Annotated in this window: 8 protein-coding genes; 3 read left to right on the top strand and 5 right to left on the bottom strand. The window is 43.3% G+C overall.

What is annotated here, in order from left to right:
* Positions 1 to 142 precede the first annotated feature (142 nt).
* The 3 genes from HUN01_RS10880 to aroA all read left to right on the top strand — a co-directional run bounded on the left by HUN01_RS10880 (position 143) and on the right by aroA (position 5325).
* The gene (locus HUN01_RS10880) at positions 143 to 2725 is read left to right on the top strand and encodes a TonB-dependent siderophore receptor (protein ID WP_181931277.1); all 2583 of its coding nucleotides are present in this window, start codon (positions 143 to 145) and stop codon (positions 2723 to 2725) included.
* 22 nt (positions 2726 to 2747) lie between these two features.
* Positions 2748 to 3716 (top strand): iron-siderophore ABC transporter substrate-binding protein, encoded by a 969-nt coding sequence (locus HUN01_RS10875; RefSeq protein WP_181931276.1) that lies wholly within the window; start codon positions 2748 to 2750, stop codon positions 3714 to 3716.
* A 328-nt stretch (positions 3717 to 4044) separates the two neighbouring features.
* Positions 4045 to 5325, top strand: a complete 1281-nt coding sequence (gene aroA / locus HUN01_RS10870) for a 3-phosphoshikimate 1-carboxyvinyltransferase (RefSeq protein ID WP_181931275.1) — start codon at positions 4045 to 4047, stop codon at positions 5323 to 5325.
* Positions 5326 to 5700: 375 nt separating this feature from the next.
* On the opposite strand, the gene HUN01_RS10865 is transcribed toward aroA, so the two are convergent.
* The 5 genes from HUN01_RS10865 to kdpB all read right to left on the bottom strand — a co-directional run bounded on the left by HUN01_RS10865 (position 5701) and on the right by kdpB (position 13740).
* Entirely contained in the window at positions 5701 to 7479 is a 1779-nt protein-coding gene (locus tag HUN01_RS10865; protein WP_181931274.1) for an iron uptake porin, read from the bottom strand.
* Positions 7480 to 8217: 738 nt separating this feature from the next.
* On the bottom strand, positions 8218 to 10401 hold the full coding sequence (gene pabB, locus HUN01_RS10860; protein ID WP_181931273.1) for an aminodeoxychorismate synthase component I: 2184 nt from the start codon (positions 10399 to 10401) through the stop codon (positions 8218 to 8220).
* 283 nt (positions 10402 to 10684) lie between these two features.
* Positions 10685 to 11323: a K(+)-transporting ATPase subunit C gene (gene kdpC / locus HUN01_RS10855; protein ID WP_181931272.1), complete on the bottom strand. Its 639-nt coding sequence runs from the start codon at positions 11321 to 11323 to the stop codon at positions 10685 to 10687.
* Positions 11323 to 11592, bottom strand: a complete 270-nt coding sequence (locus HUN01_RS10850) for a potassium-transporting ATPase subunit F (protein WP_181931271.1) — start codon at positions 11590 to 11592, stop codon at positions 11323 to 11325. Before HUN01_RS10850 ends, kdpC begins: the two co-directional genes overlap by 1 nt.
* Positions 11593 to 11598: 6 nt before the next feature.
* Complete coding sequence (kdpB, locus tag HUN01_RS10845) at positions 11599 to 13740, bottom strand: potassium-transporting ATPase subunit KdpB (protein ID WP_181931270.1); 2142 nt, start codon at positions 13738 to 13740, stop codon at positions 11599 to 11601.
* Positions 13741 to 13884 lie beyond the last annotated feature (144 nt).

Genomic DNA, 13884 nt, shown 5'->3' with positions numbered 1-13884 from the left:
CTTATTGTACATAAACTACTAGTTTAGTTAAGAAATATTCCTAACAGCTTGTTGGGATAGATGGAGTGGTCTAATACCCTAACCTGTAACGGGAGAGGGGTTAAAAGTCTGATGAATATGTTGATGTGAGGGAGATTTGGTGATGAGATTAATAAAATCGCTTTCCGGGCTGATGTTTACAGCCTCATTTTTTATACTCGTAATACAGTCAGTGTTGGCTGAAACTGATGGAGTAAATTCAGTAAATGTTAGAGATAAACGCAAATTTATATCAACTATTCCCCAGTTGAGTGAGGTAGAACTTCCTCATCATGCTGGACTGTTGTTAACTCAGAACCCTGGTACAGAAATAATAGTAGAAGTTACAGGGGTACGCATCACCAAAACGGAAAAAGGTGTTGAGATAATTTTAGAAACTGCTAAAGGTGATGCTCTCAAACCTATTCAGAAGAATGAAGGCAATAAATTAATTATCGATATTCCCAATTCGCAATTGCGTTATGAGGGTGGTGATATATTTCGCCAAGAAAAACCATTTGCCGGAATTGCGGAAGTATTGGTAGTTAATCAAGATAATAATACTATCCAGGTGACAGTAACGGGGGAGACTGAACTCCCAACAGTTGAGTTATTTGATGGAGATGAAGGGCTGATTTTTGGTGTGACACCTGCTGCAACTGCAATGCAGCCACCACAGCAGCCAACAAGTGAAACACCGCAAGAGGAACCAGCAGCGCCAGCTGATGAACCGATTGAGTTGGTGGTGACAGGGGAGGAAGACAAGTATCGCGTCACGAATACCACCACCGGGACAAGAACTGATACACCTCTGCGTGACCTTCCCCAATCGATTCAGATTATTCCTCAAGAAGTGCTGCGCGATCAACGCGCCGATATTTCCAGTGCGCTTATTAATGCCCCAAGCGTCCGCACTTCATCTCCAACTAATTTTGAAACATTGCGGATACGAGTTCGAGGATTTTTTACCCAGCCTACACTAAACGGTTTCAAAGACTCTTTATCTTCTAACCTTGGGCCTGACCTTACAGGAATTGAAAGAATAGAAGTCCTGCAAGGGCCAAACTCTATTTTATTTGGTTCATCATCACCAGGGGGAACGGTTAACTTTGTGACGAAACAGCCCCTACGCGATCCTTACTACTTTGCCGAAGCAACTATTGGTAATTTTAACTTTTACCGTGGTGAAGTGGATCTGTCTGGGCCGTTAGACGATGCGAAGAAAGTACTATATCGGCTTAACGCATCATACCGAGATCAAGAGTTTTTCATTGACTCTAGCAAAGCTAGAAATCTAGTGATTGCGCCGGTAGTGAGTATTGAACTTGGAGAAAATACAAATCTAACTGTTGAAGGCATTTACAAAAACATAAAATCTGAAGGAATTAGTTTTGGCTTGCCTGCAATTGGAACAATACTTTCTAACCCTAATGGCAAAATACCCCGCGATCGCAACGTAAATGAAGGTAGCATTAACACCGAAGTTTCTAGAATTGGGTACACATTAGAGCATAAATTTAGTGAGGCTTGGTCATTTAAAAATTCATTTCAATATAGCAGGTATTATTCTCCTGATTTAGGCACTTTCCCCGTAGGGCTTTTAGATGATAATCGCACTTTGGAGAGAATCTACATAGAAGGACTCTACGATCAACGCGACTATAGGCTTTTGACCAATGTTATTGGTAAGTTTGCAACTGGCTCAATTAAACATCAATTACTATTTGGCTTTGATTTGGGCAGACAAAGTATAGATTCTAGCGGTATTGATCGAGAAATTGCTCCACTTGATTTGTTCAATCCGATTTATGGTCAGCTACCTGGTGCAATTACATTTGAATCTGATACCAATACCGTGACCGATGAGCTTGGCTTTATCGTGCAAGATCAAGTAACAATTGCAGACAATTTAAAGCTGCTACTTAGCGGTCGATTTGATAACTTCAAGCAAACTGACAAAGACTTTCTCGCAGATACAGAAACAAGTCAATCCGGGAGTGCTTTTAGTCCCCGTGTGGGCATTCTATATCAGCCAATCCCACCTATTTCTCTCTATGCTAACTACAGTCAATCATTCCAGCCAGCAATTGGTCGAGCCTTTGATGAAAGTGAATTTAAGCCAACCAAGGGGACTCAGTTTGAAATTGGAGTCAAAGCAGATTTGAATGACAGGCTTTCAACTACATTGGCGTTGTACGATATTACCCAATCGAATATTGTAACTGACGATCCAGATAACTTAGGCTTTGCTGTTCAAACTGGAGAACAGCGTAGTCAAGGAATCGAACTCAGTGTTGCGGGTGAAATTTTATCAGGATGGAACATCTTTGCTAGCTATGCTTACAACGATGCCCGCGTCACTAAAGATAATATCATTCCAGTCGGGAACCGTGCATTGCAGACAACTCCCCATGCTGCCAGCTTATGGACAACCTACGAAATTCAACGAGGAGACTTACAAGGTTTGGGCTTTGGTTTGGGACTTTTTTATGTAGGCGATCGCGCCGGAGATGCTGGAAATACATTTGAAGTACCCAGCTATTTAACAACTGATGCTGCTATCTTCTACAAGCAAGACAGATTACGTGCTGCGATCAATATCAAAAACCTCTTTAATGTGGATTATTTTGAAAATGCCTTCAATCGATTGCGAGTCTCTCCTGGTGCGCCATTTACTGTGCAGGGAACTATTTCTTGGACGTTTTAAAAAGTAAAAAGTCAGGGTTTTCATGAAGAGGTTTATACGCCGTCTCAGCTATCTGCTATGTCTGGGAATTGTGGCATTTATACTTGTTTGTGCCTGTAGCCCAAGTAACTACCAAGATGCCACATCTCCAACATCTTCAGCAGAAAATTGTCGAATCATAAAACATCCAATGGGGGAAACCTGCGTTCCACTCAATGCTCAACGAATTGTAGCTTTAGATATCCTGAGTCTTGGTGAAACCGTTGCTTTGGGTATCAAGCCAATCGCAGCAACAATATGGTCTCGGACAGAAATCAATTCCGAAGTTCCCCCTTATTTAGCAGAAAGAATCAAAGGAATTGTTTTACATAGTTATTCTACTAGCCAACCCAATTTAGAGACAATTCTGCAACTTAAGCCCGACTTAATCATTAGTCCTTCAGATCCGTCATCACGAGGGCAGTATCAGCAATTATCACAAATTGCTCCTACCGTATTAGTTCCTTGGGCAGAGATTTCACGAGATTGGAAACAACACTTAAAAGAAACCGCAAAAGTTTTTGATAAAACAGAGGTAGCTACTCAACTCTTAAATGGCTACTCTCAAAGAGTTGCAAAACTAAAACAGAGATTACAGAATAATCGTCTTCAGCCATTTCAGGCATCATTTGTATATGTTAACTCTGGAGGAGTATATCTTGGTATGAAAAAATCCTTTTCTGGCACAATTTTAAATGATATTGGGCTGCTATCTCCTCAATCATCTAATAATTTATCCTTGCCCATTTCCGAGGAAAGTTTTTCTGAAATTGATAGTGATGTTATTTTTATCGGATGTTATCAAAAAAATGATTGCTCTACTTTAGAAAAACTTCGGGGAAAACCCTTATGGTCTAAAGTTAAAGCTGTCCAAAACAAACAAGTATTTCCTGTAGATTTTCAGAGTTGGTATGGATTTGATTTTCTTGCCGCTCATGCTGTACTGGATGACATTGAGAAGTATTTAAATTAACAAACCTCTAACTCATGGAAGGAGGTCAATGAGTGTTGCTCTCTTCAGACAGTTCGGTGAGGAGGTACACCATACTCAGCACTCTTCATGCCGTGCGGTATTAGAGGTTGTTTGAAAAGTCTAAATTATTGCTTGCCTCTACGACTAGAAGTCGCGGCTACACATACAAAACCCGCCTACGCGGGTTATAAAACTCTATTTTCTGCTAGTCCACGCAGGTGGACTTAGCCTTCAAACATCCTCTTAGGGAAGGAAGAAGAAACACCCCTTTTGCTCACAATATGGCAATATATAAAGTTGTAGCTAACCGCCTACGTAGAGGTTTAACGTGGATACCATTGCAATTCCTGCTTTAAATCGGCCAGTGGATGCCACGGTAGAAATTCCCGGTTCTAAAAGTCTTACTAATCGGGCGCTGCTTGTTGCAGCTTTGGCGCAAGGTGACTCCATTTTAGAAAATGCCTTATTTAGTGAAGACAGCGAGTATTTTGCCAAATGTGTAGAGCAATTGGGTATTCCCATTACTTTGAATCCTAATCTGGCTCAGATTCAGATTGCAGGAAGGGGAGGTGAAATCCCAGCTAAACAGGCAGATTTATTTGTGGGTTTATCAGGTACTACAGCACGATTTATCTCGGCGCTGGTAGCACTGGGTAATGGCGAATATCGGCTAGATGGCGTTCCTCGGATGCGAGAACGACCGATGGGTGACATGCTGACGGTGCTGCAAACGGGTGGAGCAACAGTTAACTTTGAGGAAAACTCCGGGTTTATGCCCTACACCCTCTATAGTCAGGGATTCGCTGGCGGAAATTTTTGCTTGAAAGCCAACCAAACTAGTCAGCAACTTTCGGCATTGCTGATGATTGCGCCTTACGCTCAACAGGATACGATTTTTGAAGTTGAGGGTACGCTGGTTTCTCAGTCTTACATCAAAATGACCTGTAGCCTAATGGCAGATTTTGGTGTTGAGGTGATTCAGATTGGCGAGAATCAATTTCAGATTAAAGCTGGTCAACGTTACCAAGCTCGACATTACACAATAGAACCCGATGCGTCAAATGCCTCTTACTTTTTCGCCGCCGCCGCCGTTACGGGTGGACGGGTGCGCGTCAAACATTTGACTAAACAATCCTGTCAGGGTGATATTCTCTGGCTGAATGTTTTAGAACAGATGGGTTGCCAAATTAATGATTCCGATGATTACACTGAAGTGACGGGGCCGAAGCAATTGCAAGGCATCGACATTGATATGAATGATATATCGGATTTGGTGCAAACATTAGCAGCGATCGCACCCTTTGCCAGTTCACCGATTACCATTCGTAACGTAGAACATATTCGATATAAAGAAACCGATCGCATTAAAGCCGTGGTTACAGAGTTGCGTCGGCTAGGAGTGAAGGTTGAAGAATTCGCAGATAGATTGAAAATTGAGCCTGGCCCCATTACCCCTGCGGCGATTGAAACCTATCACGATCATCGAATGGCGATGGCTTTTGCTGTCACGGGCTTAAAGGTTCCAGGGATTGTAATTAAAGATCCTGGCTGTACAGCTAAGACCTTTCCAGATTACTTTACCCGATTCTTCCAAATGTTAGAACAATAAGAGACTGACCAAATAATACTAATTCGTAATTCGTAATTAAAGAAAGGTACAAGCACCTTGATTTATTTACGAATTATGTTGACCAGTATTTTTGTCGCGTCTGTTATACCGGGCGTTGTATATTTGCGGGATAATTTTGCTGGTTTTTAGGACGGGCAAGATGCCCGTCCCTTGTATTTACCCACTCAGTGCTGAGTGCTGAGTGCTGAGTGCTGAGTAAATTTAAGAAGTACTTAGTACTTCCGCACAGGGCGTAAAAGCCCCGCAAGAGTGTGGGCGGTCTTTCAACTCAGCACTCAGCACTTGGAACTCAGCACTCTTCATAGACTTTCAATCAGCTAGTTGTCAGCCCCTACAGCAATTTGCTGTAAACCTTTAGAAGGTGAAAGTTGTTCTCAACGTGCCGATAATTGCATCGTCGTTATCACTGTTTTGACCAGGAGAGGTCAACCAGATGACACCAGGGGTAATTGAGATGTTATCTGACACGCGATACTTGTAAAATCCTTCAATGTGATAAGGTACATCATTACCAACTAAATCTGGTCGGTTAAAGGCATAGGGTTCTGCACCAGCAAAAATACCTAAAACGTTACCTTGTTTACCGAAGTCAGGCAAGGCTATGCCAAGACCATAACTCCAAGCTTCATAATCATCATCAGCACCAAAGCCTGTGACATCGTGGTAAGAAACGAAGCCACTAACTGATAGTTTGTCGCTCGGTCGGAAGGCTGCCGATATTCCGTATGAATTACTGGAAGATCCGTCTAGGGCAGTTAAGGTGTTAGCTTGACCAGTACCTACGACACGGTTCGCGCTACCCAAACCAGCACCTGCATCAAATAAGCTACCACCTCCAGCACCATGATATCCATGAACGTAGGTAGCAGCGATCGCAAAGCGATCTCCAACACTAAAGTTCAACTGTCCCAAAGCTGCGTAGTTACCATTGAATAAACCTTGATTTATTCCAGGATTATTAGCATTTGACGCTAAGTAGCCTACAGTCAGTGAACTTGGTTTCAAAAAGCTACCACCGCTACCAAAGGGTAAAGTCAGGGCTGCACCTGCACCACCACCAATCCGATAGATGGGGCTTTCAGAAGCAAAGGTAGATAATGCACCATTACCACCATCAAAGTCCTCAAAGTAAGGATTGTTGGTGGCAGCATAATCGCTATGAATACCTCCGGTGGCCGCAAAGTAAGCTTGGGCTGGGCCTATGGGTACGTAATATGCCAGCCAGTCTATACTGACAGAGTTGCCAGTGTCACCACCAATTTGAAACGTTTGCTTGCCTTCACCAGTATCGATAGGAAGACCGGCGCTATCCAGTTGTGCAAAAGCTCCGGCATTGCTTGCTGCAAGACGAGTGTGTAAAACGTCTTTACCTGTGAAGCTGGTTTGCAAGTCTAAACGCACCCTATCTTGGAAGACAGTATTGTTAGCATCGCCAGTATTACCGCCAAAAATGTCAGTAACGGCAAAAATAGCTTCACCCACCAATTTAGTGGTAGTAGAAAACTGATTTGCTTCTAGTTCAGCAGTTCGTGCTTCTAGAGAATCTACTCGACCACGCAGAGTTGCCAATTCTGCCGAGAATTCCTCTTGCAAACGCTGGAGGGTCGCCAAATCCTGTTTTGACACCAAGTCAGCAGTTGCCGTCGCAATCAGTTCATTAACCCGATCTAAACAAGCATTCAAACCTGCGGCAAACTCATAACGAGTCAGTGCCCGGTTGCCGCGATAAGTAGAATTGGGGTATCCTGCAATACAACCGTAGCGTTCAACTAGGGATTGTAAAGCTTGGAATGCCCAATCAGTCGGCTGTACATCAGAAAACTGAGAAACTGATGTGACTTGAGACAGTGAATTCTGATTCTTGCCTTCGCTGCTGTAGCGATTAACTTGTTCTAAAACCTGATTTCCATCAGTCTTTGCTTGGGCAAATAACTGCTGATTAATTTTTGGTTGTTCTGTTTTGATTGATAGTGAAGTACCAATAGCTTCTGGTGCTTCTGTCTGAGCGTATTTTACCTTTGGATCTTCAGAAAAGCTTGCTAATTCAGTAGCTACAGCCTTAGCGGAAACCAACACCGTCACTCCCAAAACTACTGGACTTAGTACCAGAGTTTTCCACAATAGATGAGACATTTTTTATTTTCCTTTCCCAAAAAATAACCCAACTCAGTAGGTTTAAGAAAAAGAGAACAAGCAATTATTCTACTTGATTGGAAATTCTATCAGATTGTAGTGATCTAAGCTATATCTAAAAAATTTTCCTGGATAAAGAATCGTAAAGTCTTGCAGATGACTTGTTTGCCTAAAGGTGGTGTTTATCCGGGAATTTAGCTCTATTTTGTGCCATTTATGCACTTTAGCTTCTTGTTTTTAACCCTGATTTTCGATAGAGCCTTTTTATATCAAATACAGTTCAGTTAAGCATTTCTTGCTTCTCTTTGCGTCCTACCCTTCTCTTTCTGCTGACGGAGATACTGCGCGTAGCTTGCTTCCACGAAGTGGTAAGGGAAGCCACTTCATGTCCATGCGTCCTTTGCTGCTGCGGCAAGCTGCTTTGCGTCTAAGTTAAAAAAGTTGACTTTAACAAAGAGTTTTAGCTTTAACTGAACTGTATTGCTTTTTATCTTGCTAGAATGACAGATTTTCACTAGAGTTGGTCATATTTATAGAAAATTGTGAAATTGGCTGAAACTTTTACTTTGCCGCAATGAAAAAGTCATGGTTGAAAATTGATGCAGCTTTTTGAGCTAAACACAATTCACGAGTCAGACTTGAGAATATCGATTTCTTGTCTAAATTCAGAGAGATGATTTATGAGTGAGTTTACCTCCAATCCATAAATTACGAACTACGGCAAATGCTTCCTCAGATTTAGACAGTCAATTTTTCAAAACTATCAGCAGTTGTTTTTTCTAGTCCTAGAATGGGATAGATATCTGGCTCAAATGTTCCCTGAATAGTCAGAACTAAAGCGTCGATTAAGGCTTTGGCTTTCAGCAGCGTTTCTTGAAACTCCATCTCCGGGTCAGAAAGGGCTATAATTCCGCCACCGATACCGATGGAGGTTTGATGAGGAGTCAAAACAGCAGTCCGAATGACAATATTCAAATCGGCTGAACCATTCAAGCCCAAAAAGCCGATCGCTCCTGAATACACTCCCCGCGCCTCTTGTTCTAGGCGATCGATAATTTGCATGGTGCGGATTTTGGGCGCACCAGTCATCGATCCTCCGGGAAATGAAGCCTGCACACAATCCACCGCTTGTAAGTCTGAACGTAACCGCCCGCGTACTGTTGTCACCAACTGATGTACTGTTGGGTATGTTTCCACATCCATTAATTTTGGTACGTGGATGCTACCAACTTCACAGACTCGTCCCAAATCATTGCGTAACAGATCCACAATCATCAGATTTTCAGCTCGGTCTTTTTCGCTGTTGCGTAGCTTCTCACGGAGGATGAAATCGGCTTCGGGGGTTTCTCCTCGTGGTAGGGTTCCCTTAATGGGCTTAGTTTCTACCCATCCTTGGCGATCAATCTTTAGAAACCGTTCTGGAGATGAGCAGGCGATCGCTACACTCGCCGCAGGCATCGCAATTTCACCAAAGCGCAAAAATGCAGAGTAAGGAGCAGGATTGATTTTACGTAATGTCCGATAGAACGTCAATGGATCGGGGGTTGCATCGGTGTAAAGTTGATTCGTCAGGCAAACTTGATAGGTTTCCCCTTCGTGAATTTCGTCCAAGCAATGGTGAATATCTTGGATGTAATTTTGGTAAGTGCGACTCAAACGGAACTTAACTGGCTGACAATTTTCCTGGGGTAGAACTGAAGAAAGAGGATCTAAAGTTTCCAGTTGTTGTTGGATAGTATCAAACCAAGTTTCTACCGGTTCTGTTTGTCCTTTTTTGATTAATTGCAGCAAATAAAGGCACTGTTCTTGATGATCGATGGCAATCATGCGATCGGCAAGTAAGAAAATTGCGTCAGGTAATGGTGAAGAATGTACCAATGATGATCCACATTCTGCCTTGAGTTCATAGCCAAAATAGCCAACAAATCCACAGTTAAAATCAAACGGTAACTCATCAGCTTGGCAACTTCGGAGGTCAATTTCTCGTTTGAGATACTCAAAAATACTTTCGCTACGATAGGTAACACGATCTGACTGTGTAATTATGAGTTCTTGTGTTTGGGTATGGTAGCGTACCAAGAGGCTGTTTTCCCCATTCCCATCGCCCATAAATGAGAAGCGAGATAGACTGGCTTCCACGCGGCTACTGTCTAACCAAAAGGCATTTGTTGCTTGCTGAAACAAATGGACAAATATTTGTTCTGTGTTCGGGCAAATATCCAGTTTGCGCCGATGAAGTTCAAACTTCTCTTCCTGTTCTTGGCAAGGTTTATCGATAGGAGGAGTAATAAATCCAGATTCGATCCAATACTGCTTTTCTGGACTTTTTGAAGATTTTTCTATAAATTGCAGCGTTATATCTCGAAAGTTTTCTAGTAATCTTTGCCCATATTCTGTACAGATAGACTCTGGGTGAAACTGCACACCCCAAAAAGGTAGATGCCGATGACGCAATCCCATCACCAGTCCTTCTTCAGTCCAAGCAATTTTTTCTAGACACTCAGGTAGTTCATCAGCAACTAGCAACGAGTGATAGCGCACCACAGAAAAATTACTAGGAATACCTTGAAATAGTGCCGAATCATTATGATAAATTTTACTGAGTCTACCGTGTCGAACTTCTGGTGCATGAATTACTCTTCCACCATGTAGGTAGCCAATTCCTTGATGACCCAGACAAACTCCTAGCAAGGGCACATCAACGTTCTCAATTATCTGTCGGCAGATTCCAAAATCTTCTGACCTTTCTGGACGACCGGGGCCAGGTGAAATCACAATGTTGTCAAATGCAATTTCTTTTAGTTCATCCCAGGTAAGCTGATCGTTACGAATTACCATAGGCAGTTCTCCATTTACCTCAGCAATCATCTGGTAAAGATTAAAAGTATAAGAGTCATAGTTATCAATAATTAATGTTTGCATACATACTCAATTAACTACCATATAGAACATTTTTGCACTCAGAATAGCAATTCGTGAATAACAAAATTCCCGACTTATTTAATAAGTCGGGAATCTAAGCCTTTCGATTTTAAGTAATCTATAGATACAGCAGTTTTCTTTTGCATATAGTACAAAACTAGGGATTTTAAGGCAGGAACTCTTTATATCTGATGCGTGAGTCCTCCATTTTGTACCTTAGTTACTTGCAAACTGCTGTAATGATTCTGACAGTAGCACATCCTTTTCGTTATTTCCTACGCATTTATCCCTTAATCTTATCCAAAGCTAAATTCAGCTTCAAGACATTAACTCCAGGTTCGCCAAAGATGCCGAGAAAGCGACCATCGGTATTTTGAGAAATCAACGTTTCTAGTTGGGTAGGCTGAACTCCTCGCGCTTTAGCTACTCGTGCAATTTGTGCGATCGCAGCTTCGGGCGTAATATGGGGGTCAAGGCTGGAACCGGAGGTGTAGACTAAATCGCCAGTCGGCTGTACACCTGCTGTTTTCAGACGATTGAAGTCGCCTTCAACTTTTTTACTGGCGTCGGGGTCATCTTTCCCTTTGATGCGTTCCATTAATGCGGGATTACTGGGAGCCAAGTTACTAGCACCAGAAACTCCGGTTCTTAAAACTCCCGCGTCGTCCTTTTTGGGATCGGCTGTGCTGTAACTCGTGGTACTGGGACGGCTGTTAAAATAGCGATCGCTACTAAAAGGTTGACCAATCAAAGCAGAACCCACAACTTGACCTGTGCTATTTTGCAGTAGACTACCATTTGCTTGAAAGGGAAACACAATCTGCCCAATGGCAATCATCGCCAAAGGATAAATAATTGCGACTATTACCCAGAGTACCAAGGTAGAACGAATAGCTCTGCTAGCTTCACGTGCAAAACTCATTAGAATTTCTCCGGTACAAACATTACAAAAAATAGATAGATGGAAAGCCCTAGTGTCACCAGTCCCAACAGCCCCAATCCCCAAGATTGACTGCGGGAAAGTTGTTCACCAGTAGCGGCATAGACTAGAGGTGCAACTACTAGGTTGAAACACATCGCCAAGAACAAATACAGTGGTAGCTTTTGTCTACGCCATTGACACCAGATTTCGGTTATTTCTTCTAATACTTGGGATGCTGCAATCGCACGGCGGATATGAACGGGTTTCATAGTAAATTAAGACAAAGGTAGGATAATATCTATCAGTTTGATGGCAATGAAGGGAGCAACGATGCCGCCAAGACCAAAGATGAAGATGTTGCGACGTAGCAGTTGATCTGCTGTTAAAGGTAAAAACTTCACCCCTTTGAGTGCTAGCGGAATTAATGCCGGAATAATCAAAGCATTGTAAATCAGCGCCGAGACGATCGCAGATTGGGCACTCTTTAATCCCATAATATTAAGTGCGCCGATTCCAGCGGCGGCAAAGATCGTGGGAATGATCGCAAAATACTTGGCAATATCGTTAGCGATGGAGAATGTTGTCAAGGCTCCACGAGTAATTAGCAGCTGTTTACCAATCGTTACTAGGTCAATCAACTTGGTGGGATCAGAATCTAAGTCCACCATATTAGCAGCTTCTTTAGCAGCTTGCGTCCCAGAGTTCATTGCCACACCCACGTTTGCTTGAGCCAAAGCAGGCGCATCGTTAGTACCATCCCCGGTCATGGCCACCAGTTTACCCTGAGATTGTTCCGAGCGAATCACCTCAATTTTGTCTTCTGGAGTCGCTTCGGCAATGAAATCATCCACCCCGGCTTCTTGGGCAATCACCGAAGCGGTAATCCGATTATCACCCGTGAGCATGATCGTCTTAACACCCATGCGGCGGAGTTGGTCAAATCGTTCCCGCAGTCCCGGTTTGACTATATCTTTGAGGTAAATGACACCAAAAATCTCGTCATCTTGGCAGACAGCTAAGGGTGTACCACCTAACCGGGAAACTCGCTCATAAGCTGCATCTATATCATCAGGAACATCGCCGCCACGGGAACGAACAAATCCCTTAATGGCATCCACCGCCCCTTTGCGAATTTGTTTGCCATCGGGTAGATTCGTGCCACTCATCCGGGTTTTGGCGGAAAATTCCACACCTTCGGCTTTGTCAATGTTAAAGTTTACCCCAGCCTGGGACTTTTCTGCTAAAAGTACAATTGATTTGCCTTCTGGTGTTTCGTCAAACAAGCTAGCAGCTAAGGAAACTTGCGCCACATCTTTGATTGAGTGATTATTTAGCGGAATAAACTCGTCAGCCATCCGGTTTCCCAAAGTGATTGTGCCTGTCTTATCCAGCACCAAGGTATTGATGTCACCACAAGCTTCTACTGCTCGTCCAGAGGTCGCAATCACGTTAAATTGAGCAACTCTATCCATACCAGCGATGCCGATCGCACTGAGTAAACCACCGATAGTTGTCGGAATCAAAGCTACCAGTAGGGAGATAAGAATAGCAACGCTAGCACCTGCACGCAAACTGTTTCCCGCCTCAACACCAAAGGCCGTGCTGATAAAGCTGGCGATGTAGTCCACGAAGGGAGGCATAGTTGCCACTACAATCAGGAATACCTGTGTTAATACTGCCAACAATACCGTCAAAGCAATCTCGTTGGGAGTCTTGCTGCGTTCTGCCCCTTCTACCAGGGAAATCATGCGATCGATAAAGCCTTGACCAGGATCAGCACTGATACGAATTGTCAACTCATCGGAGAGTAAGCGTGTACCGCCTGTCACCGAACTGGCAATATCTGTACCAGGTTGCTTCAATACAGGGGCAGATTCCCCAGTAATCGCCGACTCATCCACCGAACCGATGCCTTTAATGACATCCCCATCGGCAGGAATCATATTATTTGCAACCACTTTTACCAAATCGCCCCGTCGCAGTTCCGTAGAATTGACTTGTTGTACAGAACCATCGGGGAGAATTTTATTAGCGATCGTATCCGATCGCGTCGATCGCAGTGAATCAGCTTGTGCTTTACCGCGTCCTTCAGCCACAGCTTCGGCAAAATTGGCAAAAACGAGAGTGAAAAAGAGAATGAAGGTAATCAACCCGTTTAACAGCCGTTGTTGGTTGACATCTGCCTGGATTGTGCCAAACAGATTTGGGTTGAGGGTAACAAGAAAGGTGACAATTGTCCCCACCCAAACAACAAACATCACTGGGTTTCTGACAGTAATTCGCGGATCAAGCTTGACAAATGACTCACGAATTGCTCTTTGGTAAAGTCCCCGCATATCTGTTTTGGGGGTATGCTTACGCGAGTCACGAGTTCCAGATGGAATACGAGGGGAGGGAGAATCAGTTGTAGTTGGCATATATTAGATTTTGGGAATGGGGCATTGGGGATTGGGGACTGGGGATTGGTAAGAAAATTAAGTTCTTAGTTCCTAGTGGTCTATCGCATTAATTTTGCTGGGCTACGAGATCCCCGACTTCTTGAAGAAGTCGGGGATCTGACC

The organism is Nostoc edaphicum CCNP1411 (assembly GCF_014023275.1).
Taxonomy (GTDB): Bacteria; Cyanobacteriota; Cyanobacteriia; order Cyanobacteriales; family Nostocaceae; genus Nostoc; species Nostoc edaphicum_A.
This window is presented reverse-complemented; position numbering and strand designations above follow the sequence as displayed.

What these genes read in the sequence shown, in the direction of transcription:
- HUN01_RS10880 (WP_181931277.1), top strand. Translation starts at nt 143, where the DNA reads ATGAGATTAATAAAATCGCTTTCCGGGCTGATGTTTACAGCCTCATTT.
- HUN01_RS10875 (WP_181931276.1), top strand. Translation starts at nt 2,748, where the DNA reads ATGAAGAGGTTTATACGCCGTCTCAGCTATCTGCTATGTCTGGGAATT.
- HUN01_RS10865 (WP_181931274.1), bottom strand. Translation starts at nt 7,479, where the DNA reads ATGTCTCATCTATTGTGGAAAACTCTGGTACTAAGTCCAGTAGTTTTG.
- pabB (WP_181931273.1), bottom strand. Translation starts at nt 10,401, where the DNA reads ATGCAAACATTAATTATTGATAACTATGACTCTTATACTTTTAATCTT.
- kdpC (WP_181931272.1), bottom strand. Translation starts at nt 11,323, where the DNA reads ATGAGTTTTGCACGTGAAGCTAGCAGAGCTATTCGTTCTACCTTGGTA.
- HUN01_RS10850 (WP_181931271.1), bottom strand. Translation starts at nt 11,592, where the DNA reads ATGAAACCCGTTCATATCCGCCGTGCGATTGCAGCATCCCAAGTATTA.
- kdpB (WP_181931270.1), bottom strand. Translation starts at nt 13,740, where the DNA reads ATGCCAACTACAACTGATTCTCCCTCCCCTCGTATTCCATCTGGAACT.